The sequence below is a fragment of the Pseudomonas promysalinigenes genome, assembly GCF_014269025.2.
In the GTDB taxonomy this organism is placed as follows: domain Bacteria; phylum Pseudomonadota; class Gammaproteobacteria; order Pseudomonadales; family Pseudomonadaceae; genus Aquipseudomonas; species Aquipseudomonas promysalinigenes.
This window is the reverse complement of the sequence record NZ_CP077094.1, coordinates 3,407,587-3,433,921: the sequence shown is the minus strand read 5'-3', so window position 1 is coordinate 3,433,921 and position 26,335 is coordinate 3,407,587. Positions and strand designations below refer to the sequence as shown.

General features: G+C 59.9%; 25 protein-coding genes. 7 read left to right on the top strand and 18 right to left on the bottom strand.

What is annotated here, in order from left to right; translation table 11 throughout:
- Positions 1–46: 46 nt before the first annotated feature.
- The 6 genes from HU725_RS15685 to gcl form a co-directional block, all read right to left on the bottom strand.
- Positions 47–922 (bottom strand): urea transporter, encoded by an 876-nt coding sequence (locus tag HU725_RS15685; RefSeq protein ID WP_186478477.1) that lies wholly within the window; start codon positions 920–922, stop codon positions 47–49.
- Between the two features lie 128 nt (positions 923–1,050).
- Positions 1,051–2,466 carry a pyruvate kinase gene (pyk, locus tag HU725_RS15680; protein ID WP_186478476.1) on the bottom strand — a complete coding sequence of 472 codons (1,416 nt, stop codon included), beginning with the start codon at positions 2,464–2,466 and terminating at the stop codon, positions 1,051–1,053.
- On the bottom strand, positions 2,463–3,737 hold the full coding sequence (locus HU725_RS15675) for a glycerate kinase type-2 family protein (protein ID WP_186478475.1): 1,275 nt from the start codon (positions 3,735–3,737) through the stop codon (positions 2,463–2,465). Before HU725_RS15675 ends, pyk begins: the two co-directional genes overlap by 4 nt.
- Before the next feature lie 217 nt (positions 3,738–3,954).
- A complete protein-coding gene (locus HU725_RS15670; RefSeq protein WP_060476867.1) occupies positions 3,955–4,848 on the bottom strand; it encodes a 2-hydroxy-3-oxopropionate reductase in 894 nt (297 codons plus the stop codon).
- Between the two features lie 51 nt (positions 4,849–4,899).
- Positions 4,900–5,682 (bottom strand): hydroxypyruvate isomerase, encoded by a 783-nt coding sequence (gene hyi / locus HU725_RS15665; protein ID WP_060476866.1) that lies wholly within the window; start codon positions 5,680–5,682, stop codon positions 4,900–4,902.
- A 56-nt stretch (positions 5,683–5,738) separates the two neighbouring features.
- Positions 5,739–7,514 (bottom strand): glyoxylate carboligase, encoded by a 1,776-nt coding sequence (gene gcl / locus HU725_RS15660; protein WP_060476865.1) that lies wholly within the window; start codon positions 7,512–7,514, stop codon positions 5,739–5,741.
- 257 nt (positions 7,515–7,771) lie between these two features.
- On the opposite strand from gcl, the gene HU725_RS15655 reads away from it, so the two are divergent.
- Positions 7,772–8,212, top strand: coding sequence for a GlcG/HbpS family heme-binding protein (locus tag HU725_RS15655; protein WP_060476864.1), 441 nt, complete (start codon positions 7,772–7,774; stop codon positions 8,210–8,212).
- Positions 8,213–8,331: 119 nt separating this feature from the next.
- Here HU725_RS15655 and HU725_RS15650 read toward each other — a convergent pair whose 3' ends face one another.
- Together HU725_RS15650 and HU725_RS15645 are read right to left on the bottom strand one after the other, a co-directional pair.
- On the bottom strand, positions 8,332–8,943 hold the full coding sequence (locus HU725_RS15650; RefSeq protein WP_186478474.1) for a TetR/AcrR family transcriptional regulator: 612 nt from the start codon (positions 8,941–8,943) through the stop codon (positions 8,332–8,334).
- Between the two features lie 177 nt (positions 8,944–9,120).
- Positions 9,121–10,005, bottom strand: a complete 885-nt coding sequence (locus tag HU725_RS15645; RefSeq protein ID WP_202884455.1) for a LysR family transcriptional regulator — start codon at positions 10,003–10,005, stop codon at positions 9,121–9,123.
- A gap of 87 nt (positions 10,006–10,092) precedes the next feature.
- On the opposite strand from HU725_RS15645, the gene HU725_RS15640 reads away from it, so the two are divergent.
- The 4 genes from HU725_RS15640 to HU725_RS15625 all read left to right on the top strand — a co-directional run bounded on the left by HU725_RS15640 (position 10,093) and on the right by HU725_RS15625 (position 13,722).
- Positions 10,093–10,596: a lactoylglutathione lyase family protein gene (locus HU725_RS15640; protein ID WP_060476862.1), complete on the top strand. Its 504-nt coding sequence runs from the start codon at positions 10,093–10,095 to the stop codon at positions 10,594–10,596.
- A complete protein-coding gene (locus tag HU725_RS15635) occupies positions 10,593–11,609 on the top strand; it encodes a zinc-binding dehydrogenase (protein WP_186478472.1) in 1,017 nt (338 codons plus the stop codon). The genes HU725_RS15640 and HU725_RS15635 overlap by 4 nt, the downstream gene beginning before the upstream one ends.
- A gap of 90 nt (positions 11,610–11,699) precedes the next feature.
- The gene (locus tag HU725_RS15630; protein ID WP_060476860.1) at positions 11,700–12,539 is read left to right on the top strand and encodes an ROK family protein; all 840 of its coding nucleotides are present in this window, start codon (positions 11,700–11,702) and stop codon (positions 12,537–12,539) included.
- A 262-nt stretch (positions 12,540–12,801) separates the two neighbouring features.
- Entirely contained in the window at positions 12,802–13,722 is a 921-nt protein-coding gene (locus tag HU725_RS15625) for a DUF808 domain-containing protein (RefSeq protein ID WP_186478471.1), read from the top strand.
- 121 nt (positions 13,723–13,843) lie between these two features.
- On the opposite strand, the gene HU725_RS15620 is transcribed toward HU725_RS15625, so the two are convergent.
- The 7 genes from HU725_RS15620 to puuE all read right to left on the bottom strand — a co-directional run bounded on the left by HU725_RS15620 (position 13,844) and on the right by puuE (position 20,822).
- The gene (locus tag HU725_RS15620; protein ID WP_060476858.1) at positions 13,844–14,626 is read right to left on the bottom strand and encodes an outer membrane protein OmpK; all 783 of its coding nucleotides are present in this window, start codon (positions 14,624–14,626) and stop codon (positions 13,844–13,846) included.
- Positions 14,627–14,975: 349 nt separating this feature from the next.
- Positions 14,976–15,761: an outer membrane protein OmpK gene (locus HU725_RS15615; RefSeq protein ID WP_060476857.1), complete on the bottom strand. Its 786-nt coding sequence runs from the start codon at positions 15,759–15,761 to the stop codon at positions 14,976–14,978.
- 143 nt (positions 15,762–15,904) lie between these two features.
- Positions 15,905–17,260 carry a nucleobase:cation symporter-2 family protein gene (locus HU725_RS15610; RefSeq protein ID WP_186478470.1) on the bottom strand — a complete coding sequence of 452 codons (1,356 nt, stop codon included), beginning with the start codon at positions 17,258–17,260 and terminating at the stop codon, positions 15,905–15,907.
- A gap of 193 nt (positions 17,261–17,453) precedes the next feature.
- Positions 17,454–18,782 (bottom strand): urate hydroxylase PuuD, encoded by a 1,329-nt coding sequence (locus tag HU725_RS15605; RefSeq protein WP_186478469.1) that lies wholly within the window; start codon positions 18,780–18,782, stop codon positions 17,454–17,456.
- 45 nt (positions 18,783–18,827) lie between these two features.
- Positions 18,828–19,331, bottom strand: a complete 504-nt coding sequence (locus HU725_RS15600; RefSeq protein ID WP_056801462.1) for an ureidoglycolate lyase — start codon at positions 19,329–19,331, stop codon at positions 18,828–18,830.
- A gap of 49 nt (positions 19,332–19,380) precedes the next feature.
- Positions 19,381–19,896: a 2-oxo-4-hydroxy-4-carboxy-5-ureidoimidazoline decarboxylase gene (gene uraD, locus HU725_RS15595; protein WP_186478468.1), complete on the bottom strand. Its 516-nt coding sequence runs from the start codon at positions 19,894–19,896 to the stop codon at positions 19,381–19,383.
- Positions 19,896–20,822 carry an allantoinase PuuE gene (gene puuE, locus HU725_RS15590; protein WP_060476853.1) on the bottom strand — a complete coding sequence of 309 codons (927 nt, stop codon included), beginning with the start codon at positions 20,820–20,822 and terminating at the stop codon, positions 19,896–19,898. The genes uraD and puuE overlap by 1 nt, the downstream gene beginning before the upstream one ends.
- 388 nt (positions 20,823–21,210) lie before the next feature.
- Between puuE and uraH the strand changes: the two genes are divergently transcribed.
- Positions 21,211–21,564 (top strand): hydroxyisourate hydrolase, encoded by a 354-nt coding sequence (gene uraH / locus HU725_RS15585; protein ID WP_060476852.1) that lies wholly within the window; start codon positions 21,211–21,213, stop codon positions 21,562–21,564.
- Positions 21,565–21,629: 65 nt separating this feature from the next.
- Here the strand turns inward: uraH and HU725_RS15580 are convergent, their stop codons facing one another.
- Together HU725_RS15580 and HU725_RS15575 are read right to left on the bottom strand one after the other, a co-directional pair.
- Positions 21,630–22,379: an RHS repeat-associated core domain-containing protein gene (locus tag HU725_RS15580; RefSeq protein WP_186478467.1), complete on the bottom strand. Its 750-nt coding sequence runs from the start codon at positions 22,377–22,379 to the stop codon at positions 21,630–21,632.
- Positions 22,380–22,537: 158 nt separating this feature from the next.
- The gene (locus HU725_RS15575) at positions 22,538–23,887 is read right to left on the bottom strand and encodes an NCS2 family permease (RefSeq protein ID WP_186478466.1); all 1,350 of its coding nucleotides are present in this window, start codon (positions 23,885–23,887) and stop codon (positions 22,538–22,540) included.
- A gap of 281 nt (positions 23,888–24,168) precedes the next feature.
- Here HU725_RS15575 and HU725_RS15570 point away from each other — a divergent pair, with 281 nt between their 5' ends.
- Positions 24,169–24,924, top strand: a complete 756-nt coding sequence (locus HU725_RS15570; RefSeq protein ID WP_060476850.1) for a GntR family transcriptional regulator — start codon at positions 24,169–24,171, stop codon at positions 24,922–24,924.
- A 102-nt stretch (positions 24,925–25,026) separates the two neighbouring features.
- Here HU725_RS15570 and guaD read toward each other — a convergent pair whose 3' ends face one another.
- Positions 25,027–26,331 carry a guanine deaminase gene (gene guaD, locus HU725_RS15565; RefSeq protein ID WP_186478465.1) on the bottom strand — a complete coding sequence of 435 codons (1,305 nt, stop codon included), beginning with the start codon at positions 26,329–26,331 and terminating at the stop codon, positions 25,027–25,029.
- Positions 26,332–26,335: the final 4 nt, after the last annotated feature.

Sequence of the window (26,335 nt, the reverse complement as noted above, 5' to 3'; positions counted from 1 at the left end):
TGACACAAGGGCTGACAAAGCCCTGCACACCTGATGTTCTGGGCCTTCAGTTATGTAGATGCCAAATATCCCGACTCAGCAAAAGCTGCCAGAAGTGCTTGCCCGAATGCATCAGCCAGCAGGCCAGTACGAACGGCGCTGTAAGCCCGGCAATGGGCATCAAGCTGAACAGCGGATGGAGCATCAAGGCCAAGGCAATGGCCAGCAGGGTCACCCAGGGCTTTTCGCCTTGTCGGCTGAAGGCCAATGCTGCCAGCGCGGCATTGAAGCCATACAGGCCCAGCCAGGCGGCTTGCACCTGGTCAGCCAGCAATGCCACGCCGCCGCCGATGGCCGAGCCGATCACGGCCCACATGGCGGCGTACGGGCTGGCGATGAGCATCCCGAGGATGATCACCAGGCCGGCCCAGGGGTTGTCGAGCAAAAAGATCTGCCCCACGCCACGCGCCAGGCCATGCAGCGGGTCGGCTTCGACTAAGCCGTTGGCTGCCGGGCTTGCGAACAGCAGAGTGACCCAGCCGAGCAGCACGAACGGTGCGGTATAGGCGATCAGCAGCTTGCCGCCACGCTTGCGCCATTGGTGGGTGATGATGCTCGACAAGCCGCCCGCGGCAATGATCAGCGGCGGCACCATGGCTGACCAGGGCAGCACGGCGCTGATCAGAATGCCGATCAGCACGCCGTTATAGCAGTACAGCCCAGCCTGGCGGTCGGCGCGGTCGTAGCCGCGGCGTTGGGCAGTGAGTAGCCCTGCCAGAGCACCGAGCAGAGCGCCGCCGACCAGGTCAGGGGCGGTCAGCAGGATGGCCAACAGGCAGCACAGGCCGCACAGTGGGTGGCGCAGCAGCAGCACTTGGCTGAAGCCGTTGAGCAGCGCCGTGGCCCAGTCCGGGCACGGGTTGACGAAGTTTTTGGTGTACATCGGGGCAGTCGATAAGGTTGATTGGGGAGCGGTGGGCCTCTTTGGGCTCCGGTTTTCCGCCGTCGCAGGGCGCGGCAACATTGCCATGGGAGCAGGCTTGCACGCTCCCACGGCAGTGATGCAGACCTTTAAACCAGGGTCTCGATCCGCAAGGTGTTGGTCGAGCCCGGCTTGCCAAACGGTACGCCGGCGGTGATCAGCAGCGTGTCGCCACGGCTGGCCATGCCTTGTGCCTGGGCAATCTCCAGCGCCGTGGATACCACCTCATCGACCTGGCGCAGGCGGTCGTTGACCACCGAGTGCACACCCCAGGCCACGCTAAGGCGGCGGGCGGTCTTGAGGTTTGGCGTCAGATTGAGAATCGGCGCCCGTGGCCGCTCGCGGGACGCACGCAGGGTGGAGGTGCCCGATTCGCTGTAGTTGACCAGCACTGCCACCGGCAGGATGCCGCTGATGCGGCGGATCGCGCAGCTGATGGCGTCCGACACGGTGGCCTCGGCCTTCGGCCGGCCGACGTCCAGTTGAGCCTGGTAGTCCGGGCCGTTTTCCACCTGGCGGATGATCTTGCTCATCATCTGCACGGCCTCCAGCGGGTAGTCACCGGAGGCGGTCTCGGCTGACAGCATGACCGCATCGGCACCTTCTGCCACGGCGTTGGCCACGTCGGTGACTTCGGCACGGGTCGGTGCCGGCGAGAAGCGCATCGACTCGAGCATCTGCGTGGCTACTACCACCGGTTTGCCCAACTGACGGCAGGTGTCGATGATGCGCTTCTGAATTTGCGGCACGCTCTCGGCCGGCACTTCCACGCCCAGGTCACCGCGGGCCACCATGATCGCGTCGGACAGCTCGGCAATCGCCTGCAACTGCTCGACCGCCGACGGCTTCTCGATCTTGGCCATCAGGTAGGCGCGCTCACCGATCAGTTGACGTGCTTCGACGATGTCCTCGGCGCGTTGCACGAACGACAGCGCTACCCAGTCCACACCCAGTTCCAGTCCGAATGCCAGGTCACGGCGGTCCTTTTCGGTAAGCGGCGACAGGTCGAGCACCGCTTGTGGCACGTTCACGCCCTTGCGGTCAGACAGTTCGCCACCATTGAGCACTTCGGTGTCGATGGCATCACTGTGCTTGGCGGTCACACGCAGGCGCAGGCGGCCGTCGTCCACCAGCAGGTCCATGCCCGGCTCGAGCGCGGCGATGATTTCAGGGTGGGGCAGGTTGACTCGGCGGCTGTCCCCAGGCGTCTTGTCCAGGTCCAAACGCAATGCCTGGCCGCGTTGTAGCTGCACCTTGCCCTCGGCCAGGCGACCTACGCGCAGCTTTGGCCCTTGCAGGTCCATGAGGATGCCCAGCGGGTAGTTCAGTTGCTGCTCGACTTCGCGAATCCACTGGTAGCGCAGGGCGTGGTCGGCGTGCTCGCCGTGGCTGAAATTGAGGCGGAAGATGTTCACCCCCGCTTCGACCAGCTGGCGGATGTCGTCGATGCCTTTGATCGCAGGGCCGAGGGTGGCGAGGATCTTTACTTTTTTATCAGGCGTCATGATTGGGCAGTCTCGAGAATCAGAATGGCGCGAAAGTCGTTGACGTTGGTGCGCGTTGGCTCGGTGACGATCAGTGCGTCGAGCGCCGCGAAATAGCCGTAGCCGTTGTTGTTGTCCAGCTCATCGCTGGCCGACAGGCCCAAGCCTTCGGCGCGGGCGTAGCTGTCCGGCGTCATGAAGGCGCCAGCGTTTTCTTCCGAACCGTCGATGCCGTCGGTGTCACCGGCCAGTGCATACACCCCAGGCAGGCCCTTGAGGCTTTCGGTAAGGCTGAGCAGGAACTCGGCGTTGCGCCCGCCACGGCCATTGCCGCGCACGGTCACGGTGGTTTCGCCGCCGGAGAGGATCACGCAGGGTGCCTTGAGCGGCTGGCCGTGCAGGACGATCTGCCGGGCGATGCCGGCGTGGACCTTGGCCACTTCCCGCGACTCACCTTCCAGGTCACCGAGAATCAGCGGGCTGAAGCCGGCCTGGCGGGCTTTCACCGCAGCAGCTTCGAGTGACTGTTGGGGCTTGGCGATCAGCTGGAAGTGGCTGCGGGCCAGGGCCGGGTCGTCGGCCTTGACGGTCTCCGAGGCGGGGTTGTTGAGCCAGTCGATCACCGATTGCGGTGCTTGGATGCCGTAGCGCTTGAGAATCGCCAGGGCATCGGCCGAGGTGCTCGGGTCGGCCACGGTCGGGCCGGAGGCGATGACCGTAGCCAAGTCCCCTGGTACGTCGGAAATGGCATAGGTGTAGACGGTGGCCGGCCAGCAGGCCTTGGCCAGGCGGCCGCCCTTGATCGCCGAGAGGTGCTTGCGCACGCAGTTCATCTCGCCGATGGTGGCGCCGGATTTGAGCAGCGCCTTGTTGATCTGTTGCTTGTCGGCCAGGGTCAGGCCTTCGGCAGGTAACGCCAGCAGGGCAGAGCCACCGCCGGACAGCAGGAAGATGACGCGGTCGTCTTCGGTCAGGTTGCTGACCAGTTCCAGCACGCGTTTGGCCACGGCCAGGCCGGCGGCGTCGGGGACCGGGTGAGCGGCTTCGACCACCTCGATCTTCTGGCAGTTGGCGCCGTGGCCGTAGCGGGTGACGACCAAGCCAGAGACTTCGCCCTGCCAGCATTTCTCGACCACTTCGGCCATGGCGGCTGCGGCTTTGCCGGCGCCGATGACGATGACCCGGCCGCTACGATCGGCGGGCAGGTACGGCTCGAGAACTTGGCGTGGGTGGGCGGCGGCGATGGCTGTGTCGAACAGGTCGCGAAGAAGGGTTTGCGGATCGACCGACATGGCAGGCTCCCAGTTATTGTTGTTCTACAGAATCGAAAACGCCCCTGGAACTGCCTCCGTGCAGGCCGAACCAGGGGCGGGTGTTGCTCGGTGTCACTGCCTGGCCTGTGGTCGCAGGGCAGGCAGCGTGTGCTTCATCGCGAGCTTTGCTCGCTCCTACGGGCCTTACGCTGATCCTGTAGGAGCGAGCGCAGCTCGCGATGAGACCAGTAAGGTCTTACTTGTCGTCGCGAATCGAGAAGTTGGCCATGTGCTCCAGGCCTTTGATCAGCGCCGAGTGGTCCCAGTTGCTGCCACCAATGGCCGCGCAGGTGTTGAACACTTGCTGGGCATTGGAGGTGTTGGGCAGGTTGATGCCCAGCTCCTTGGCGCCTTGCAGGGCCAGGTTCAGGTCCTTCTGGTGCAGGCTGATGCGGAAGCCTGGGTCGAAGGTGCCTTTGATCATGCGCTCGGCATGCACTTCGAGGATCTTCGACGAAGCGAAGCCACCCATCAGTGCCTCACGTACCTTGGCCGGGTCGGCGCCGTTCTTGGCGGCGAACAGCAGGGCTTCGGCAACGGCCTGGATGTTCAGGGCGACGATGATCTGGTTGGCGACTTTGGCGGTCTGGCCGTCACCGTTGCCACCGACGCGGGTGATGTTCTTGCCCATGGCTTCGAACAGCGGCAAGGTGCGCTCGAAGGCTTTCGGGCAACCACCGACCATGATGCTCAAGGTCGCGGCCTTGGCGCCGACTTCACCGCCGGAGACCGGGGCGTCGAGGTAGGCTGCGCCGGTTGCCTTGATTTTCTCGGCGAAGGCTTTGGTGGCGGTTGGGGAGATCGAGCTCATGTCGACCACCACCTTGTTCGGGCCCACGCCTTCGACGACGCCGTTTTCACCGAACAGCACGCTTTCGACCTGCGGGGTGTCCGGCACCATGATGATGATGAACTCAGCTTCCTGGGCCACTTCCTTAGGGTTGGCCAGGGCCACCGCGCCAGCGGCGAGCAGGTCGGCTGGGGCTGGGTCGTGGTGAGTGGAAACGAAGATGCTGTGACCTGCTTTCTGCAGGTTCTGGGCCATGGGCTTGCCCATGATGCCGGTGCCGAGGAAACCGATTTTAGCCATGAGAAATTACCTCTTTTATATTTGTTCGCGTGCCCGGTGCGAGCAGGTGATTCAGATCGCGTTGTGTGATTTCAGCCAGCCCAGGCCCGCTTCGGTTGTGGTCAGCGGCTTGTACTCTGCGCCTACCCAGCCCTGGTAGCCGATGCGGTCCAGGTGCTCGAACAGGAAGCGGTAGTTGATCTCGCCGGTGCCGGGTTCGTTGCGGCCTGGGTTATCGGCCAGCTGGATGTGGTTGATCAGGTTCAGGTTGGCTTGCATGGTGCGAGCCAGGTCACCTTCCATGATCTGCATGTGGTAGATGTCGTACTGCAGGAACAGGTTGTCGCTGCCGACTTCGGCCTGGATTTCCAGGGCCTGTTGCGTGGTGTTCAGGTAGAAGCCCGGGATGTCGCGGGTGTTGATCATTTCCATGACCAGGCGGATCCCGGCGGCCTTGAGCTTGTCAGCCGCGTAGCGCAGGTTTTCCACGAAGGTCTTGCGCACGGTGGCGCAGTCGGGGCCTTGCGGACGAATGCCGGCCAGGGCGTTGACCTGGGTGTTGCCCAGCACCTTGGCGTATTCGATGGCCTTGTCGACACCGGCGCGGAATTCTTCGATGCGGTCAGGGTGGCATGTAATGCCGCGCTCTCCTTTGGCCCAATCGCCGGCCGGCAGGTTGAACAGCACCTGCGTCAGGCCGTTGGCATCGAGCTGCTGCTTGATTTCGGCTGCGCTGAAGTCATAGGGGAAAAGGTATTCGACGCCGCTGAAACCAGCGTCGGCGGCAGCCTTGAAGCGGGCCAGGAAGTCCTGTTCGGTGAACAGCATGGACAAGTTGGCAGCGAAGCGAGGCATGGGTTGTCTCCTTGCGATGAAGGCCCCCAGCGCAGGCGCATGGGGGCGTCAGGCGATCAGTCCAGCAGCGAGATGGCAGTCGGCGCGTCGTTGCCGACCAGAGCCAGGTCTTCGAATTCGTTGACTGCGTTGATCTCGGTGCCCATGGAAATGTTGGTGACGCGTTCGAGGATCACTTCGACCACGACCGGTACGCGGAACTCTTCGGCCATCTTCTGCGCTTTGAGCAGGGCAGGGGCGATTTGCGCCGGTTCGAATACGCGGATGGCCTTGCAACCCAGGCCCTCTACCACAGCGACGTGGTCGACCCCGTAGGTGGCGGCGTCGGTCGAGTTGATGTTCTCGAAGGCCAGTTGTACACAGTAATCCATGTCGAAGCCACGCTGTGCCTGACGGATCAGGCCCAGGTAGGCGTTGTTCACCAGCACGTGGACGTACGGCAGGTTGAACTGCGCGCCAACGGCCAGCTCTTCGATCATGAACTGGAAGTCGTAGTCACCCGACAGCGCGACGACCTTGCGTTTCGGGTCGGCCTTGACCACACCCAGAGCCGCAGGGATGGTCCAGCCCAGTGGGCCGGCCTGGCCGCAGTTGATCCAGTGGCGTGGCTTGTACACGTGCAGGAACTGCGCGCCAGCGATCTGCGACAGGCCGATGGTGCTCACGTAGCAGGTGTCCTTGCCGAATACCTGGTTCATTTCTTCGTACACGCGCTGCGGCTTGACCGGCACGTTGTCGAAGTGGGTCTTGCGCTGCAGGGTAGCCTTGCGCTGCTGGCAGTCTTCCAGCCAGGCTTTGCGGCACTTGAGCTTGCCGGCGGCTTTCCACTCGCGAGCCACTTCCAGGAACGCATCCAGCGCTTTGCCTGCGTCGGACACTATCCCTAAGTCAGGGGTGAACACGCGGCCGATCTGGGTCGGTTCGATGTCCACGTGTACGAACTTGCGGCCTTCGGTGTACACGTCGACGGAGCCGGTGTGGCGGTTGGCCCAGCGGTTACCGATACCGAACACCAGGTCGGATTTGAGCAGGGTGGCGTTGCCATAACGGTGCGAAGTCTGCAGGCCGACCATGCCGACCATCAGGGCGTGATCGTCAGGGATGGTGCCCCAGCCCATCAGGGTTGGGATCACCGGCACGCCGGTGAGCTCGGCGAACTCCACCAGCTTGTCGCTGGCGTCGGCGTTGATGATGCCGCCGCCGGCGACCAGCAGCGGGCGCTCAGCGTCATTGAGCATGGCCAGGGCTTTTTCAGCCTGTACGCGAGAGGCGGACGGTTTGTGTACTGGCAGCGGCTCGTAGGCGTCGATGTCGAATTCGATTTCGGCCATCTGCACGTCGAATGGCAGGTCGATCAGTACAGGGCCAGGGCGGCCGGTGCGCATTTCATAGAAGGCCTTCTGGAAGGCGTAAGGCACCTGGCCCGGCTCCAGAACGGTAGTCGCCCATTTGGTGACCGGCTTGACGATGTTGGTGATGTCGACAGCCTGGAAGTCTTCCTTGTGCAGGCGCGCACGCGGCGCCTGGCCAGTGATGCAGAGAATCGGAATGGAGTCGGCCGAGGCGCTGTACAGGCCGGTGACCATGTCGGTGCCGGCTGGGCCGGAGGTGCCGATGCACACACCGATGTTGCCTGGGTTGGCACGGGTGTAGCCCTCGGCCATGTGCGAGGCGCCTTCGACGTGACGAGCGAGGACGTGATCGATGCCACCCACTTTCTTCAGGGCCGAGTACAACGGGTTGATGGCAGCCCCTGGGATGCCGAACGCGGTATCTACACCTTCACGGCGCATGACCAGAACGGCTGCATCGATTGCTCTCATTTTGCTCATGGTTTGTGCCTCATCGATTTTGTAATTGTATACAACTTGCTTTGTGCCAGAGTGTATTCATGGCTGGCCGCTCAGGTCAACGGATTTTCGTCGGGCAGGAGTGCTTTCCACTTAGCGCCCGTGAAAACAGCAGTTTGCGATCTCGCATACGATCGTTTCAAATTATTGTATACAAAAACATTGCTGGTTGTGTTCTATTGGTTCATCCGTTTTTCATCTGCCCTTAGGGCTTCTCACAACAATAAGAGGACCTTTCCATGAACGCTTTGAACCTGAAAATCGCTGTCAGCCTGGTCAACGCCGCGCTGGCGGCGGGCCGCAAGATCAACGCAGCGCCCCTGACCGTGGCTGTACTCGATGCCGGCGGTCATGTCTTGGCTTTGCAAAGAGAAGACGGTGCCAGCCTGATTCGCCCCGAGGTGGCCACGGGCAAAGCGTGGGGGGCGATTGCCTTGGGCAAAGGCTCGCGCCTGTTGGCGCTTGATGCACAACAGCGTCCGGCCTTTTTTGCGGCATTGAATGGGTTGGGTGAGCGGCCGGTAGTGCCAGCGCCCGGGGGCGTGCTGATTCGTGATCAGGACGGCAAAGTGCTCGGTGCGCTAGGCATCAGCGGTGATACATCGGATATCGACGAGCAATGCGCGATCAGTGCGATCGAAGAGGTGGGGCTGAAGGCGGATGCGGGGGTGGCGGCCTGAACCCAGGCTGCCTGAACTGGCTTTTTCGCGGGTAAACCTCACACACGTTAGCCACAGGCTTGAAAACTGTGGGGAGCCGGTGGGAGCGGGTTTACCCGCGAAGCGGCCTGCGCTGGCTGTCAGGCTGCTTCTGGCTCACATCCTTTGAGCACCATGCGGATGATGGTGTCGGCCGCAGCGTCATAGTCGCTATCGGCCAGCTTGGCTTTGCCGGTCACTGCCGAAATTTGCCAGTCGAAATCGGCGTAGGTCTGGGTCGCGGCCCAAATACTGAACATCAGGTGGTGGGCATCGACATGCGCGATTTGCCCACGATCGATCCAGCCCTGAATGCACTCGATATTGTGCCGCGCCTGCTCGTTCAGTTGTTCCACCTGGTTGGGCGACAGGTGCGGCGCGCCATGCATGATCTCGCTGGCAAATACCTTCGAGGCATGGGGCAGATCCCGCGAGATGCGGATCTTGGAGCGAATGTAAGCACTCAACACCTCTTTGGGGTCGCCGTCGGCGTTGAACGGCGTGGATGCCTGCATGATCGGCGCGATGATGCTTTCCAGAACCTCGCGGTAGAGGTTGTCCTTGGATTTGAAGTAGTAATACACGTTCGGCTTGGGCAGCCCCGCCTTGGCGGCGATATCGCTGGTTTTGGTGGCGGCGAAGCCCTTGTCGGCGAATTCTTCACTGGCTGCGCGCAGGATCAGCTCCTTGTTGCGCTCGCGAATGGTGCTCATGGTCAGGGATCTTCCTCGTGTCTGGCCGCCTCGAAGAGGGATCGGGCATGGTAGCACCGCGCCCGACGGGGGCTCAAGGCAGGGGCCTTGGCGCCTTAGGGCAGCGCGTAATCGCTAGCTGATCCGTCCAGGGTGCCTGGCTTGGTTTCGACTGAGGCCACAGTTGCCCGGCAGTACTCAACGATGGTTTGCATTCAGACGCTCCTGCATCCGTTCAATAACCCGCCTGGCCCTGGAAGACAAAGGCCACTCTGACCTGTAGATCAGCCAGAGCGTATCCACCACAGGGTTACCACATTCAACGACCTGCAATTTATCCTGTTGGTGGAAGGCGAGCCTGGCGAACCTTGGTAGCACGGTGAAACCCAAGCCTCGTGATACCGGCTCCAGGATCAGGCCTACCTGATTGCTAAAGCCCTTTGCCTGGATCGCTCGCATCCCTGGTGTGTCTGGATACCGTCGGCTAAGTAAGCGTGTTGCCATCCCGACTCCGTCTGGGTGGTCGACAAAGCCCAGCTCCAACAAGGTTTCGAAGCCTGCATAGGGATGTGCAGCTGGCAGTATCAGCTCCAGGGGCTCCTCGGTGAAGGTCTGGGATTCGATCCTCTCGTCTTGCGGCTTGAACGTCACAATCCCCATCTCGAAGCGATTGCTCAGTACTGCCTCCAGCACCTCTGAGTCCGGGGCAAACCTATGGCGGATAATGAGGCCTGGATGGGCTTGTTGATAATCCAGCAGCAGCGGATACAGGGCCAGCCCTATGCTGCCAGGTGTAACTAAGCTGATGTCACCAACCTCCAGTTGGTCAGCATTGAGGCGAGCATCAAGCGCGCGGCTAGCGCGTTCCACTTCTCTGAAGTATTCCAACAAGGCAGTTCCAGCAGGTGTCAGCTCCACATGCCGGTGGTGGCGGATGAGCAAAATACCGTACTGATGCTCCAGGTTGCGTATGTGCTGACTCACTGCAGCTTGGGTGAGATTCAGCTGCTCAGCCGTGCGAGTGAAATTTCCACGTTCGGCAAGCACTGCGAAGGACCGGAGCCACTGCGGATTAACCATCATGAAGTCTTATCGTAACCATAACCTGATCATGGTTTTCATTATAGATCGCGACCGATAGGGTAGTGCCAACTCTTCTGGAGGTTCGCCATAATGTCCGTTTATCCACGCAACTTCTCTCACATCGGCCTGTCGGTCACCGACCTCGACGGCGCCGTCAAATTCTATACAGAGGTACTGGGGTGGTATCTGATCATGCCACCGACCACCATCACTGAAGACGAAAGTGCAATTGGTGTGATGTGCACCGACGTATTTGGTCCTGGGTGGGGCTCGTTCCGAATCGCTCACCTCTCGACGGGGGACCGTATCGGCGTCGAAATATTCGAATTCCGCAATGCCGAACGTCAAGAAAACAACTTTGAGTACTGGAAAACCGGTGTCTTTCACTTCTGCGTGCAAGATCCAGATGTCGAAGGCCTAGCCGCCAAGATCGTCGCCGCTGGCGGTAAGCAGCGGATGCCGGTTCGTGAGTATTTCCCAGGCGAGAAGCCGTATCGCATGGTCTATATGGAAGACCCATTCGGCAATATTCTGGAAATCTACAGCCACAGCTATGAACTCACTTATTCTGCAGGAGCTTATCAAGCATGACCCTGCCACCGTCCTATCGCGCGTTTACCTGGCAAGGCAGTGCGGACCCAGCGCAACTGCAGCTCACTGAATTGCCGATGCCGAAGCTACAAGCGGACGACGTGCTTATCCGCAATATCGTGATCGGGCTCAACCCCGTTGATTGGAAAGTCTTGGGTGGCAGCCTGGTCAATTGGCAGCCAGGGCACGTACCAGGTGTCGATGGTGCGGGTGTTGTGGTAGCTACCGGTGATAATGTCCCCGCGTCCTGGGTCGGGCAGCGTGTCGCTTACCATCAAAGCCTTGGTCGTCACGGTAGTTTTGCGCAATATACCCCCGTCAATGCCAGGGCATTACTTCATGTTCCCGCAGGCGTCAGTTGGGAGCAGGCTGCCAGTTTCCCCTGCCCATCACTGACCGCTTGGCTGGCTTTAGAAAAGCTGCCGTCGGCATGTCGCACATTGCTGGTGAGCGGGGCTGGTGGTTCGGTTGCCAATCATCTGATTCAACTAGCTGTGCGGCGAGGGTTGAAGGTCACCTCGCTCAGCCACCCCAGGCATTGGAAAAGGCTGGCCGATCTGGGCGTGATCGAGCGCATGGCAGGCCCTCTGACTGAGCCGTGGTCAGGGCCGGCGGTATTCGACGCGGTCATTGATACGGTGAGCGCTGAGCACGCGGCTAGCCTTGTCCCCGCCCTTAGAGCCAATGGCCACTTGGTCTGTGTTCAGGATCGTCTGGATGTATCGCCGTTACCACCGTTCACTCGAACGATATCGATACACGAAGTTGCTCTGGGGGCAGCCCATGCATACGGTGATGACCGCACCTGGAAAGACCTTGTCAATGCGGGCAATGAGATCCTCACCTTATTGGGGCGTGGTGAGTGGGAGCCTGACCATTTCAATGTCGTCTCCTTCGAGCATCTTGCAGACCATCTCAGCGGCCTGCAGCATCGAACTTTCAGTGGTAAAGGCCTGGTTCGCATAGTGAGTGATGAGTTGGGTGAACTTGCCGCGACAGTGAGCAGTGATTGATGCCTGAGTACTGAACCCAGTGCCGATGATTCTGGCAGTTTCCACCGCCTCAGCGCTTGAAGCGGTGGTTGTTAATCAAGAGGTAGTGCAATGAGCAGTGCGTGCGAAGCACCTGAGATCATCATTGGCGCAGATTTGGGCGGGACTAAATTGTCCCTTGTATGTGATGGGTATTCGCGACGTTTTACAACGGGCCTGAACTACACACCCGAAGATTTTGCCGCCCAGCTTTGCGCCTTCGCCGAAGAACTGAACCTGCGCCCGACTCGCCTTGGTATTGCCGTACCTGGCCTAGTCGCCTGCGATGGCCGGGTCGTGTCCTGCGACGTGTTGCCCGGCTTGACGGGGTGGCACCCAGCAACTTCGCTCAAGGCCCTTGGGTGTCAGGTAGCTGTGATCAACGATGTCAAAGCGGCTCTCTTGGAGGAGATGCACGATGCCTGCGACGATTTCACCGGTGGCGTCATCATGGCCGGCACTGCCATAGGTGCCGCATTCATTGCTCAGGGGCGGCAATTGGAAGGTGCCAATGGCTGGGCAGGCGAGCTCGGTTACCTGCCACTGTACATAGATGGGGCAGTCAAGCGACTGGATGAGATAGCCGGCGGGGGGGCGATGGCCGGTCTGCATGGCATCGACGGCGAAGCTTTTGCACGGTTGGCTAATGCAGACGATCCTTCTGTAATGTTGACGGTTAAGGCTGGAGGCCAGGCGCTGGGTCTTGGAATCGCGAGCGTGATAAACATGCTCAACCCCTCGCGCCTGGCAGTCGGTGGGGGAGCGGTCAAGCTCAAGGGCTACTGGAAGGCGGCTTTGCTGACAGCCCAGGCTCATACTATTGCCCCACTATGGGACGCTTGCACGGTGACGCCAGTAGCGTCCGGTGATTTAGTCGTGGCGCGCGGCGCGGTGCGGGCCGCTCAACGGTAAGCGGCCTGGTCTGGTTGGCGGTGGCCTGGGTGGACCGTGCTCTGCATTGGATGTGCATCTGGGCAAGGTGCCTCAGTCTCCCGACCGCTGCGCTGTGGCGCGCAGCAAGGGATGCGGTAGCCCTTGCTGTGGGACATGAACTGTTTTGCCCACAGCAGGTCCTTATGAAGTCTTTGTCTCGCGAGTACGGTTCTTGTGAGCGCTGGGTGAGCCGGGTGCTTCAAGCGAGTAGGATGCGCGCTTTTACCGAGGATTGGATGTTATGGCTGGCAGCAGCTTTTTTGCTTTATTGGATGATATCGCGGCGCTGTTGGACGACATCTCGTTGATGAGCAAGGTCGCGGCGAAGAAGTCTGCCAGCGTGCTCAGTGATGACCTGGCTGTGAATGCCGAGCAAGTGACAGGCATGAAGGCAGACCGTGAACTCCCTGTCGTTTGGGCAGTGTTCAAAGGGTCGCTCAGGAACAAGGCGATTCTGGTGCCTTGTGCCCTTGTGCTCAGTGCAGTACTACCAGCAGCGGTCAAATGGCTATTGATGGCAGGCGGCATTTACCTATGCTACGAAGGCTACGAAGCGATCAAGGACAAGTTTTCACGCAAGGGGCACGGTTCGTCGGAACAGGGTAAGCAGGCCACGCCCAAAAGCCCCGAGGCGCTGGCTGACTACGAAAAACGCAAGATCAAAGGCGCCATCAAGACTGACTTCATCTTGAGTGCCGAGATCATCGTCATCACGCTCAATGTCGTTGCGCAGGCCCCTTTGTATCAGCAGATTCTGACCCTTGTGCTAATTGCGGTAATCATGACCGTGGGCGTGTATGGCCTGGTTGCGGGCATTGTTCGCCTGGATGACGCCGGCTTCGCACTGTCTAAATCCAAGGCTCGGGGTGGATGGGGCAGGGCAGTCAGAAAGCTCGGCCAGGTATTGGTAGCGGCTGCGCCATTTTTGATGAAGGCGCTTTCCTGGATCGGTACGGTAGCGATGTTTCTGGTCGGCGGCACCTTCGTGGCTGAAGGCATACTGCCGCTCGAACACGCCGTTGAGGGTGTGGTAGCAGCGAGTGCAGGTTGGGGGCCGGTCGTGAAATACGCGTTATTTGGTGTGATTGGGGCAGTGGCTGGCTTTGTAGCGGCGGTGGTGGTCAGCGGGTTTTCCTGGGTTCGCCGAAGCTCTGCAACTTAGGCCCGCCTTGAGCCGCGATTGCGACGCTGCACGGCGTATCAGGCGCCTCGAGAATGAAGCCCGCAGCAGATTATGGCTATGAAAGCGCCGCCAAACGGCGGCGCTGTCATATTCAGCAGAATTAGAAGTGCACTTTGACCAGGAAGCTCATGGTGTTCTGATCGGTAGTGAAGCCATCGCTGTCCTTGATACCGTACTTGTTCTTCCAGTAGTCGTACTCGACGCCCACGTACAGTTGTTTCTCGCCCAGGTGCAAAGCCTTGCCCAGGTCGTACTTGATCTGCGGGTTGAAGTGCAGGTTGGCATGGTAGGTGCCGCGACGGTTCTCGTCGTTGTCCACCACCCAGTCCATGAAACCATCGATCAATACATCGGAGTCGCCCACAGGAATGGTGTAGGACCATACCGGGGTGATCTGCCAGACATTATCACCGGCGCGGCTACCGTCGGTAGTGCGGTTGTAGAAGTTCAGCTGGAAGTAGTCGAAGCCTGGGATGGCCAGGTCGAAGCCCGGGCCGATCAGATAAGACTCGGTGTCCCCTTCACCGAACTCGTAGGTCATGGCCAGCAGCACGTCCTTGACCGGGCCGAACTCAAGCTTCTGGTCGAAGATCTTGTTGAACGACAGGCGCGGGCTGAATTCACCGTAGTACGTGTTGGGGCCGTTGTTAGCGTCTTTTTTACCCTGATAGAAGATTTTGTCGACGAAGAAGAAGTTGTCGCCGTACTTCCAGCCATCAGCATGTTCGAAGGTGAAGGTTTGCTGAGTCTCCGGGTTGACCTTGAAGTTCTTGCCCCACAGGTAGGTCAGGCTGTTGTTCTGCCACTGCAGCAGGTCGCCGGCAAAAGAAGTGCCGCAGGCCAGCAGGCCGCCCGCGAGAATCAGGCTATTGATGGTACGCATTGCGAGTGTCGCTCCCTTGATTGGTTATTGTCAGCGCTCGAGAGGCGCTTTTTGTCTTTTGAGTCAGCTTTTTTCGATTGGCCACACTTGATTGGCAAGAGCTGCGCCAACTTTTCGGGGTTAGCCGCTGTCTTCCTGCTCGACTCGTTCTGAACGGATGAAAATGGGTATTTCAGGCTGGCAACACGTCGGCCAACCGCCCGAATTCATTGACTGAGCGGTCAGTAAACGCAGGCAGAATCCATCCTGCCTCAATCGAGGGGGCGCGCAGATTACTGGCTTGCGCGCCGCGTCTCAAGTGCTCCGTCCTGGCGCACTGTGATTCAAACCTGGGCGTTCGATCAGGTTTTCAGAAATGTACCTTGATCAGCGCGCTGGCAACACTCTGGTTGCTCTGTAGGTTGCCGCGGCTGTCGATGCCGTACTTGTCTTTCCAGTAGCTGTATTCGAAGCCCACATATAGCTGTTTGGCCCCCAGGTTCAGGGCCTTGCCGAGGTCGTATTTGACCTGTGGGTTGAAGTGCAGGTTGGCGTGGTAGGTGCCGCGTTTGTTCTGGTCGTTGTCTGGCACCCAGTCCATGTAGCCGTCGATCAGCACGTCGGATTTGCCTACGGGGATGGTGTACGACCAGCCAGGGGTTATCTGCCAGACATTGTCGCCCGGGCGGCTGCCTTCGGTGTTGCGCACGTAGAAGTTCAGGGTGAAGTAGTTGAAGCCGGGGATGTCCAGGTCGAAGCCGGGGCCGATCAGGTAGGCCTCGTTGTCGCCTTCACCTCGCTCGTAAGTCATGGCCAGCAAGACGTCCTTGACCGGGCCGAAGGCAAGTTTCTGGTCGAGGATCTTGCCCAATGACAGGCGCGGGCTGAATTCACCGTAATAGGTGGTCACGCCTTTGCCAGGGTCGGCTTTGCCGTTGTAGAAGATCTTGTCGACAAACAGGAAGGTGTCGCCGTACTTCCACTTGTTAGCGTGTTCGAAGGTGATGGTCTGCTGGATATCAGGGTTGACCTTGAAGTCCTTGCCGTACAAGTAGGTCAGGCTTTCGCCATGCCACAACAACCATTGGCCTGCGTGGGCGGGGAGGGCGGCCAGCAAGCTGCTACCCAGTAGCAGGGACGAGGTGATGCGCTTCATGTTGTGATTCCCGGACTTATTGTTTTTGTTAGCGGTTTTTTTGGCGCACGGGCGCCCCGAGCGGCCCATTCCGGCGGGCCGACGGTGAAGCGGTTACTGCCCAAATGGAGCATGGGGCGGCAGATGACGCCGCCCCAGTTGGCTCAATGTTGGTGGCAGGCGTCGTTATGCACGGCGCGCTCTGCACCACCCAGGATGTTGAACAGCACGTTCAGTACCAGCGCACTGACCGTGGCCATGGCGATACCGCTGTGGGTGATCGGTTCCATCCACTGCGGCATCTGGGCGAAGAACTCCGGCCTGACCACTGGGATCAATCCAAAGCCGATGCTCACCGCCACCAGCAACTGGTTGCGACGGTCGCCGATGTCGGCTTCCTGCAGGATCTTGATACCAGTGGCGGTGACCATGCCGAACATGGCGATGGACGCGCCGCCCAGCACCGCAGGCGGGATCGAGGCGATCAGGTAGGCGGCCTTGGGTAGCAGGCTGAGCACGATCAGCAGGGCGCCTGCCATGACCGTGACGTACCGGCAGCGCACACCCGTCATTTGCACCAGGCCGATGTTCTGGGCGAACGAGGAATGGGTGAAGGTGTTGAAGAAACCGGCGATGAACGACGCGCCGGCATCGCACAACAGCCCACGGCGCAGCATTGCTGGGGTTACTTCACGATCGGTCACCTTGCCCAGAGCCAGGAACATGCCCGTGGACTCGACGAAGATGATCACCACCACCAGACACATCGACAGAATCGGTGCCAAGCTGAAGGTCGGCATGCCAAAGTGCAGTGGCGTCACCACTTGCAGCCACGGCGTAGTGCTCAGGCCCGACAGGTCGACCATGCCGATGGAGCCAGCCAGGATGTAGCCCAGGCCCATTCCCACCAGCACTGAAACGTTGACCCAGAAGCCGCGCATGAAGCGGTTGATCAACAAAATGACCGCCAGCACCAGGCCGGCAACCAGTAGGTAGATCGGCGAGCCGAAGGTCGATGCGCTTTGGCCGCCACCGGCCCAGTTGACCGCCACGGGGAACAGCGACAAGCCAATGGAGGTGATCACCGTACCGGTGACAAGCGGCGGGAAGAAACGTACTACCTTTGACATGAAGGGTGCGATCAGCATGCCGAAGAACCCGGCAGCGATGGTCGCGCCGAAGATCCCTTGCAGGCCCACACCCGGCATCCCGGCCATGGCCACCATGCTGCCAACGGCGGCGAAGCTGGCGCCCATCATCACCGGCATGCGGATGCCGACCGGGCCGATACCGAACGACTGGATGATGGTAGCGACACCGGCGACCAGCAGATCGGCGTTGATCAGGAAAGCGACTTCTTCACGTGACAAGCCAGCGGCCTGGCCGATGATCAGCGGTACGGCAATCGCACCCCCGTACATCAGAAGCACGTGTTGCAGGCCAACCAGAATCAATTGGAACAGGGGCAGGGGCTGTCGCGGCGGCGCAACGGGAATGTACGCCTTGCGTGACTCGGACATGCAGCACCTCGAGTTTTGTTTTTATTCTCGGATCCAAGCGTCAGTCGCAGGCGCTAGGCCCCATGTCAGCGGCCAGGGTTCGCGCGTGCAGTCGAGCGCTCGATGCTTGCTTGTTGCGTGTGACGTGAAACCAAGGCCGGCGTCGCCGGCCTCTTCGCGGGTGCGTCCGTTCTGTGGAGCGCAGCCCGGTGGATCAGTTGACTTGCGCGCCCTTGGCGATCCAGTCACCGACGAGCTTGCGCTCTTCGGCAGTCATCTGGGTGATGTTGCCCAGCGGCATGATCTGGCTTGCGACCGCTTGCGCTTGAATGCGCGCGGCCTGGGCCTGGATCTGCTGCGGGGTGTCGAACATCACGCCGGCAGGTGCTGCGCTGAACAACGGGCTGGTCGGTTTCGACGAGTGGCACACGCTGCAGCGTTCCTGGATGACTTTATGGATCTTGTCAAAGTCGCCACCGGCTGCCTGGGCGCTCGCCTGGGCGGGTGCCTCGGCAGGCGCGGCAGGCGCTTGGGCGGCCTTGGCAGCTTCCTCGGCACGCAGCTCGGCGGCGGTCTTGCCACCGACGGCGGTCGCTGGTAATGGCTGATACTCGATCTTCGCCGCTGCCTGTTCAGGGCTCACCGCCATCGGCTTGGGACCGGTGACGTAGGCAAGGCAGATCATCGCCAGTGCACCCACGGGCAGGGTCCAGGCGTACTTGTTGCTGTCATGGCGGGTGTTGAAGTAGTGGCGGATCAGAACCGCGGCTACTGCAATACCCGCCAGTATCAGCCAGTTGTACTGGCTACCGTAGGTGCTCGGGAAGTGGTTGCTGATCATGATGAACAGCACCGGCAAGGTGAAATAGTTGTTGTGGCGCGAGCGCAACAGGCCCTTGGCCGGCAGAACCGGGTCAGGCGTCTGGTTGTTTTCGATCGCCGCTACCAGCTGGCGCTGGGCCGGCATGATGATGCGGAATACGTTGCCGACCATGATGGTGCCGATGATCGCGCCGGTATGCAGGTAGGCGCCACGGCCGCTGAACACCAGGCTGAAGCCCCAGCAGGCGGCAATGATCAGCACGAACAGCACGGCACCGAGCAGGGCAGGCTTTTTACCCAGCGGCGAATCGCAAAGGAAGTCGTAGATGAACCAACCGGCCACCAGCGAACCGATACCGATCGCCACGCCTTCGGCGCCGCTGAGGGTGCTGCCAGGGGCCAGCAGGTACAGGGTCGGGTTCCAGTAGAACACTACGCACAGCAGGGCGATACCGGACATCCAGGTGAAATAGGCTTCCCATTTGAACCAGTGCAGGTTCTCGGGCATTTTCGGGGGCGCGAGCTTGTATTTCTCCAGGTGGTAGATCCCACCGCCGTGAATTGCCCAGAGATCACCCGACAACCCATCGCGCGGGTTGCTTCGGTTCAGGTGGTTCTCAAGCCAGACGAAGTAGAACGATGCACCGATCCAGGCGACACCGGTGATCATGTGAACCCAGCGAATGCTCAGGTTCAGCCATTCGTGAAGGTGTGCTTCCACAGTATGTACCTCTGCCGATCACCGTGAAGGATGATCGACCTTTTCTTATTGGTGGGGATTGAGGATCAGCATCTGTTCCTCGGTGAAGTAATGCTCATCGCAGTTGTTGCCAGAACCGCTGCGATCAACCACCAGGAAATCATCCCGCTTTTCGATCGTCAGCACCGGGTGGTGCCAGACGCCGCGATGGTAATTAACGCCCTGCCTGCCATTACTACGGAAGGCACGGACCAAGCCTGATACAGGTGCATCGCCAACGGGCGCGACCACGATCAGAAAGGGGTTGCCGAGCAGCGGGATGAAAGCCTGGCTGCCCAGCGGATGGCGTTCCAGCATGCGCACGGTCAGCGGCATGTCCAGCGCGTCGGCGCGGAAGATGCTGATGATCGCCTTGTCTTCAGGCTCGGCGGTCTCGACCGTGGCGAGCTTGTGAAAACGCATGGTCGAGCCGTTGTTGATCATGAAGTGGTCGCTGCCATCGGTTTCGATCACGTCACCGAAAGGGGCGAATGCTTCTTTGCTCAGGGGCTCGATCATCAGGGTGCGCATGGGTTATCTCTTCTCTTGTGCGTTGTTCTAAATGGGGTTCGGCTGCGGTTTACAGTTGCAGCAGGCGGAACAGTGCAATCAGGTTGATCTGCGCCAGGGCTTCCTTGAATTCGGCCTCGGCATCGTTGTGAATGCGCTTTTCGAAAGAGGCGAGGATCTGATGCCGGTTGCTGCCTTTGACCGCCATGATGAACGGGAACTGGAACTTGGCTTTGTAGGCGTCATTGAGTTCGGTGAAACGGGCGAATTCTTCAGGGGTGCATTGGTGGATGCCCGCGCCCGCCTGCTCATTGGTGCTCGACTCGGTCAATTGGCCTTGCACGGCGGCTTTACCGGCCAGGTCCGGGTGAGCGTTGATCAGCGCCAGTTGGTCAGCGTGGTTGGCGCTCAGCAGGATATCGCTCATGCGCTGGTGCAGTACCTCGATCTCGTCCAGCTCACCCAGTTGGCCCAGGTCGTAAGCCTTTTCGGCAACCCACGGCGAGTGCTCGTAGATGTCGGCGAATGCCTTGACGAAGGCATCACGGTCCAGGGTGGAAGGCTTGAGTGTGTTGAAAGCGGTCATCAGGCGTTCTCTTTCTTGTACGGGTGGGTGGCGTGCCAGTGGCGAGCGATGTCCACACGACGGGCGAACCAGACCTGGTCATGGCTTTTGGCGTAATCGACGAAGCGCTTGAGCGCAGCCAGGCGCGCCGGGCGGCCGACCAGGCGGCAGTGCAGGCCGATGGATAACATTTTCGGGGCCTCGGCACCCTCGGCGTAGAGCACGTCGAAAGCGTCCTTGAGGTACTGGTAGAACTGCTCGCCGCAGTTGAAGCCCTGGACCTGGGTGAAGCGCATGTCGTTGGTGTCCAGGGTGTAAGGGATCACCAGGTGCGGTTTGCCGGTAGGGTTGTTCGGCTCCCAGTAGGGCAGGTCGTCGTCATAGGTGTCGCTGTCATACAGAAAACCACCTTCTTCCATCACCAGGCGGCGAGTATTCGGCCCGGTGCGGCCGGTGTACCAGCCCAGTGGGCGCTCGCCCGTGAGTTCGGTGAGAATGCGGATGGCTTCGAGCATGTGCTCGCGCTCCTGCGCTTCGTCCATGTACTGGTAGTCAATCCAGCGGTAGCCGTGGCTGCAGATCTCGTGGCCGGCTTCGACCATGGCGCGGATCACGTCGGGGTGGCGCTGGGCGGCCATGGCCACGGCGAAGATGGTCAGCGGTACGCCGCTGTCCTTGAACAGCTTGAGCAGGCGCCATACGCCAGCGCGGCTGCCATACTCGTACAGCGACTCCATGCTCATGTTGCGCGCGCCCTGCAGCGGCTGGGCGGCGACCATTTCGGAAAGGAAGGCTTCGGACTCTTTGTCGCCGTGCAATATGTTGCGTTCACCGCCTTCTTCATAGTTCAGAACGAAAGACAGCGCGATGCGAGCGTTGCCCGGCCAGTGCGGGTGAGGGGGAGTGTTGCCGTAACCGATCAGGTCGCGAGGATAGTCAGCGCTCACTGCAGTCTTCCTTCTTGTGTGTTGGTGCGGGGTGGGCGAGCCGCGTCGGGATGTCGCACCACCAGATGGGATGATTGTATACAACTTCTGAAATCATTTGTAAGCCTGTTTTTCCGCATTTCTCCCCTTTTGTCGCCTGAGGCTGGGTTACAAATAGGCCTGCAAGAAACCTGCCTAATTGGTCAATAATTGACCCGAGACGCTGCACGGTGTCTATATCTGGGTCTAGCCGCTGGTTTGCCGGCGGCGCAGCCAAGGGATTCAAAAAATTGTGTACAATCTCACGCTGAAATGTCTTAATGGCGTCATTCCCGCACATCGCAAGCCCTGAATTGGGGCGTCAGCTGTGTATTTTTTGCCCATAGATTGAACAAGAGGCGACAAGCAGATGGGACGTTTGACCACTCACGTACTGGATGCCGCGCATGGCTGCCCAGGCAGCTCGATCAAGGTCGAGCTGTACCGCGTCGAAGGCCAGCAGCTGGAGCTGGTGAATACTGCGTTGACCAATAGCGATGGGCGCGTCGACTCGCCGTTGCTGCAAGGTGATGACTACCGCACAGGGGTATATCAGTTGCAGTTCAGCGCAGGTGATTACTACCGCGCCCGCGGCGTACAACTGCCGGCCCAGGCGTTTCTGGATGTTGTAGTGCTGCGTTTTGGCATCGACGAGCAGCAAGAGCACTACCACGTGCCATTGCTGATCTCGCCTTACAGCTATTCGACCTATCGTGGAAGCTAGTTGGTCGCTAGAAGAATCTTCGTAGGTCCTTTAGCCCGCTCTCACACTGGCGGGCTTTTTTTCGTCTAGAGATCGATGCCATTGCGAATTCCATTTCCCCTGACGTGCAGTGACTTACCCGTCTTCATCAATACGTGATCTTCAACGCCGGCACCCAAGGCTCCTCCCAGATTGAAAAAGGTACCGACCACGCGCGTTGGCCCTTGCTCTTTCATCCATTCCTGGCTAGCAAGCACATGGGCTGAAGTGTTGGAAATACTCCCGCTTTTAGTGCGTTGTGCAATCCTGACGTAGGCATCTGCGTGATCGCGACTCAAGGAACCATCACCATGGCTTGCCAGGTTGTTGTTCACGGCGGCCAGCTTATCTATGAAGGGTGTGCCTGAAGAGAGTTTCTTGACGTATTCATTGATCACGTATCTTCCTTCGATAAAGCCTTGCTCGGACTGCGAACGACGTGGGAACAGGGATTTTTCAGTGAGGTCCCACGTGTCGGCTACGAGCTTTTTGCCTGGCTTGAACCAGCCTTTGACTTGCGCGATAAGAGCGGGGGCCCGACCAGAAGGGTCTGTCAGGTTTATCGGGTCACACAGGCAGAAACCATAGGGATTGGCCCCTCCTTCGCCGAAAGGGCTCAGGGCGTCTGGGCTATGGAACCTCATGAGCGATGGGCTGTAGGTTCGGTATCCGTTGCCTAACTGATAAAGACCGGTCAGCGCCTCTTGATACTCACCGTTGAACCCCAGCTGGCTTTTGCGCGGCTGGCTGTAGCCATAAGGCGTATAGGAGCAGGCAGGGAAGGCCGTATCGCGCATTGATTAGCCTCCGGTGATAACGCTGACGAGGTCTGCACGATTTGTATCAAACACCACTGCTGCTGGCACCTGACAAAAATATCAGTCTGTGGGGATCGCTTTAGATGCTCTGAAAACAGCCAGAGGCGCCGTGGCGCCTTTGGCTGATGCAGTTGGGGTCAGAGAAACACGAATTTGGCAATGAAGATCGCGCACAACACCCACAGGCTGGCCGAAATTTCCTTGTACTTGCCGGTCCCCGCCTTCAACGCCACATAGCTGATGAAGCCCAGAGCAATGCCATCGGCGACCGAGAAGGTCAGCGGCATCATGATCACCGTGACGATCGCCGGAATGCTGTCGGTGGCTTCGTCCCAATGGATGTGTGCCATGCTGCCCATCATCAGCATCGCCACATAGATCAGTGCGCCGGCAGTGGCATAGGCGGGAATCATGCCCGCCAGGGGGGCGAAGAACATCGCGGCGATGAACAGGATGCCGACGACTACGGCGGTAAGGCCAGTGCGACCACCTGCCGCGACCCCTGCGGCACTTTCCACATAGCTGGTGACCGGTGGCACACCCACCACAGCACCGAACACGCTTGAAGCACTGTCAGCCTTCAACGCCTTCGACAAGTTCTCGATACGCCCGTCCGGCGCCACCAGGTTGGCCCGCTGGGCCACGCCCATCAACGTGCCGGCGGTGTCGAACATGTGCACGAACAGAAACGCCAGCACCACGCTGATCATGCTGACGTTGAACACACCGGCTACGTCCATGGCCATCCAGGTGGGTGCAAGGCTTGGTGGCATCGACATCACACCGTTGAACTTGACCAGGCCCAGCCCCCAGCCGGCCAGGGTGACACCGATGATGCTGATCAGGATCGCGCCGAATACACGCTTGTAGCTGAGAATGGCTATAAGCAGGAAGCACACCGCCGCCAGCAGTGGCCCAGGCTCGTGCAGCGACCCTAGCTTGATCAAAGTGGCTGGGCTGTCGACGATGATGCCGGCGGTCTTCAGGCCGATCAGCCCGAGAAACAATCCGACGCCGGCCCCCATGGCATGGCGCAGGCTGACCGGAATGCTGTTGAGCAACCATTCACGCACTTTCGACAAGGTCAGGAACATGAACAGCACACCCGAGACGAACACCGCCCCCAGCGCTGTTTCCCAGTTGTAGCCCATGGTGCCGACCACGGTATAGGTGAAGAAAGCATTGAGTCCCATGCCCGGCGCCAGGCCGACCGGCCAGTTGGCATACAGGCCCATCAGCAGGCAGCCCAGGGCTGCGGCGATGCAGGTGGCCACGAAGGCTGCACCATGGTCGATGCCAGCGTCGGCCATGATGTTTGGGTTGACGAAGATGATATACGCCATGGTGATGAAGGTGGTCACCCCGGCGATCATTTCGGTTTTGACGGTGCTGCCATGTTGCTTGAGTTTGAAAATCCGTTCCAGCCAACTCGTTTCGAGTGGTGGCGCGAGATCCAGCGTAGGTGCTTCGGATTTGCGGCTTTCCACAGCGGTACTCCTCAAGTCTTTCTTGTTGTTGTGGGAGCCGGTCCTGAGCAATGCACTTGGTGGCTCCTCGAGGGAAGGCAGACGTCTGACGCGCTTAGTTGACTTACGGGTCAAGAAGTTGCTCGATGGATTATGCTTTTGTGTACAAAGAATGCAAATAATGTTTTATCTTTTGTGCGCGCAGTGCGGCGTATAACGGCTATATGGCTTAAACGCCCCTGCTCAATCGCCTCAGCCTGTGTACAATGGCGTCATACTTTCTCTTCGTGCTTCGAGAGCCCATGAACGAACAGCTGCAACCTCTGAAAAAACCTGCGCGTACTGGCAAGGCCGGCCGCAGTGGTACCCAGGATGACATCGTCTACGCGCACATTTTCGAGGCGATCCTCGAGCAGCGATTGGCGCCGGGCACCAAGTTGAGCGAGGAAGCGCTGGGTGAGATCTTCGGCGTCAGCCGCACCATCATTCGCCGTGCCTTGTCGCGCCTAGCCCATGAAAGTGTCGTACTGTTACGGCCGAACCGCGGCGCGGTGGTGGCCAGCCCAACGGTCGAAGAGGCGCGTCAGGTATTTTTCTCCCGCCGCATGGTGGAGCGCGCCATCACCGAGCTGGCGGTGCAGCATGCTACCGTGGAGCAGCTCAACGAACTGCGCCAGATGGTGCGTGAGGAGCGTGACAGCTTCTCTCGTGGTGACCGTGGAGCCGGTATTCGTCTGTCTGGCGAATTTCACCTGAAACTGGCTGAGGCCGCAGGCAACGCCCCACTGGTCAGCTTTCAGCGCAGCCTGGTGTCGCAAACCTCGCTGATCATCGCCCAGTATGAAAGCGGCACTCGCTCGCATTGCTCCTATGACGAGCACATGCAGTTGATCGACGCCATTGAGGCGCGCGATGCCGAGCAGGCCGTGAGCCTGATGATGCACCACATGGATCATATCGATAGCAAGCTGAACCTGGACGACGAAAGCGCCTCGGACGATCTGCACGCCGTGTTCTCGCACTTGCTCAAAAAGCCCAAGGTTTCCGTCAAGGGTTGATCGTTCGGCCCACGTGATGGCTGTGTGGGAGTGCCCCCACAGCCATCGACGCTTCGCCGCTTATTTCCGAAAAGCCGTATTACCCCACCTTACGCAGGTGCCTTAGCGCTGATGCACGCAGCGCCCTGCCGCGTAAGTTTCGCGCACGGTACGGTCGTCGCCCAAAGTAGTCAGCACGAACAGGGTTTCTTCGATGCTGGCAGACTGCTGAATGCGGTAGTCCAGCAGCGGTGTGGCCTTGTAGTCGAGCACCACGAAGTCGGCATCGTTGCCTGGGCGCAGGCTGCCGATGCGGTCATCCAGGCGCAACGCACGGGCGCCGCCAAGCGTTGCCAGGTACAGCGACTTGTAAGGGTGCAGACGCGCGCCTTGCAGTTGCATCACTTTGTAGGCTTCGTTCAGGGTGTTGAGCAGCGAGAAGCTGGTACCGGCGCCAACGTCGGTGCCCAAACCCACGTTGACCTTGAAGCGCTCGGCCTGGGGCAGGTTGAAAAGGCCACTGCCCAGGAACAGGTTGGAAGTGGGGCAGAACGCCACGGCCGAACCGGTTTCGGCCAGGCGTTGGCATTCACTGTCGCACAGGTGCACGCCGTGGGCGAACACCGAGCGCTCGCTGAGCAGCTCGAAGTGGTCATAGACGTCCAGGTAACCCTTCTGCTCCGGGAACAGCTCCTTCACCCAATCGATTTCCTTAAGGTTTTCCGACAGGTGGGTGTGCATGTAGAGCCCGGGGTGCTCCTTGAGCAATTGGCCGGCCAGGGCCAGTTGCTGCGGTGTGCTGGTTGGAGCGAAGCGCGGGGTCACCGCGTAATGCAGGCGGCCCTTGCCATGCCAGCGTTCGATGAGCTGCTTGCTTTCGGTATAGCTGGACTCGGCAGTGTCGGTGAGGTAGTCCGGGGCGTTGCGGTCCATCATCACTTTGCCGGCGATCATGCGCAGGTCGAGGCGCTCGGCTTCCTCGAACAGGGCGTTGACCGATTGCGGGTGCACGCTGCCGAACACCAGGGCAGTGGTGGTGCCGTTGCGCAGCAACTCCTTGAGGAAAATTTTCGCGACCTTGTCGGCGTGATCCTTGTCGGCGAACTGCTTCTCGCATGGGAAGGTGTAGGTGTTGAGCCAGTCCAGCAGCTGTTCGCCGTAGGAGCCGATCATGCCAGTCTGCGGGAAATGGATGTGGGTATCGATGAAGCCCGGGGTGATCAGTGCGTCCTGGTAATGCACCACTTCGATGTCGGCCGCCAGGCTCGGCAGCAGCTCGCTGGCATGGCCGACAGCGCTGATGCGGCCGTCGTCGATCACCAGCAGGCCGTCCTCGAAGTATTCATGGGAAGCGTCCAGGCCTACCTCGGCCGGGTCGGCGATGCTGTGCAGGATGGCGGCACGGTAGGCTTTGCGGGTAGCGGTCATATCA

Excerpts from the sequence above, each read along its gene's own strand:
- HU725_RS15655 (WP_060476864.1), top strand. The coding sequence starts at position 7,772 with ATGAACGCTTTGAACCTGAAAATCGCTGTCAGCCTGGTCAACGCCGCG.
- HU725_RS15650 (WP_186478474.1), bottom strand. The coding sequence starts at position 8,943 with ATGAGCACCATTCGCGAGCGCAACAAGGAGCTGATCCTGCGCGCAGCC.
- uraD (WP_186478468.1), bottom strand. The coding sequence starts at position 19,896 with ATGACCGCTTTCAACACACTCAAGCCTTCCACCCTGGACCGTGATGCC.
- uraH (WP_060476852.1), top strand. The coding sequence starts at position 21,211 with ATGGGACGTTTGACCACTCACGTACTGGATGCCGCGCATGGCTGCCCA.
- HU725_RS15580 (WP_186478467.1), bottom strand. The coding sequence starts at position 22,379 with ATGCGCGATACGGCCTTCCCTGCCTGCTCCTATACGCCTTATGGCTAC.
- HU725_RS15635 (WP_186478472.1), top strand. The coding sequence starts at position 10,593 with ATGACCCTGCCACCGTCCTATCGCGCGTTTACCTGGCAAGGCAGTGCG.
- HU725_RS15670 (WP_060476867.1), bottom strand. The coding sequence starts at position 4,848 with ATGGCTAAAATCGGTTTCCTCGGCACCGGCATCATGGGCAAGCCCATG.
- HU725_RS15620 (WP_060476858.1), bottom strand. The coding sequence starts at position 14,626 with ATGCGTACCATCAATAGCCTGATTCTCGCGGGCGGCCTGCTGGCCTGC.
- HU725_RS15645 (WP_202884455.1), bottom strand. The coding sequence starts at position 10,005 with ATGATGGTTAATCCGCAGTGGCTCCGGTCCTTCGCAGTGCTTGCCGAA.
- gcl (WP_060476865.1), bottom strand. The coding sequence starts at position 7,514 with ATGAGCAAAATGAGAGCAATCGATGCAGCCGTTCTGGTCATGCGCCGT.
- HU725_RS15625 (WP_186478471.1), top strand. The coding sequence starts at position 12,802 with ATGGCTGGCAGCAGCTTTTTTGCTTTATTGGATGATATCGCGGCGCTG.
- HU725_RS15570 (WP_060476850.1), top strand. The coding sequence starts at position 24,169 with ATGAACGAACAGCTGCAACCTCTGAAAAAACCTGCGCGTACTGGCAAG.
- HU725_RS15630 (WP_060476860.1), top strand. The coding sequence starts at position 11,700 with ATGAGCAGTGCGTGCGAAGCACCTGAGATCATCATTGGCGCAGATTTG.
- HU725_RS15675 (WP_186478475.1), bottom strand. The coding sequence starts at position 3,737 with ATGTCGGTCGATCCGCAAACCCTTCTTCGCGACCTGTTCGACACAGCC.
- HU725_RS15610 (WP_186478470.1), bottom strand. The coding sequence starts at position 17,260 with ATGTCCGAGTCACGCAAGGCGTACATTCCCGTTGCGCCGCCGCGACAG.
- HU725_RS15685 (WP_186478477.1), bottom strand. The coding sequence starts at position 922 with ATGTACACCAAAAACTTCGTCAACCCGTGCCCGGACTGGGCCACGGCG.
- pyk (WP_186478476.1), bottom strand. The coding sequence starts at position 2,466 with ATGACGCCTGATAAAAAAGTAAAGATCCTCGCCACCCTCGGCCCTGCG.
- guaD (WP_186478465.1), bottom strand. The coding sequence starts at position 26,331 with ATGACCGCTACCCGCAAAGCCTACCGTGCCGCCATCCTGCACAGCATC.
- HU725_RS15600 (WP_056801462.1), bottom strand. The coding sequence starts at position 19,331 with ATGCGCACCCTGATGATCGAGCCCCTGAGCAAAGAAGCATTCGCCCCT.
- hyi (WP_060476866.1), bottom strand. The coding sequence starts at position 5,682 with ATGCCTCGCTTCGCTGCCAACTTGTCCATGCTGTTCACCGAACAGGAC.
- HU725_RS15615 (WP_060476857.1), bottom strand. The coding sequence starts at position 15,761 with ATGAAGCGCATCACCTCGTCCCTGCTACTGGGTAGCAGCTTGCTGGCC.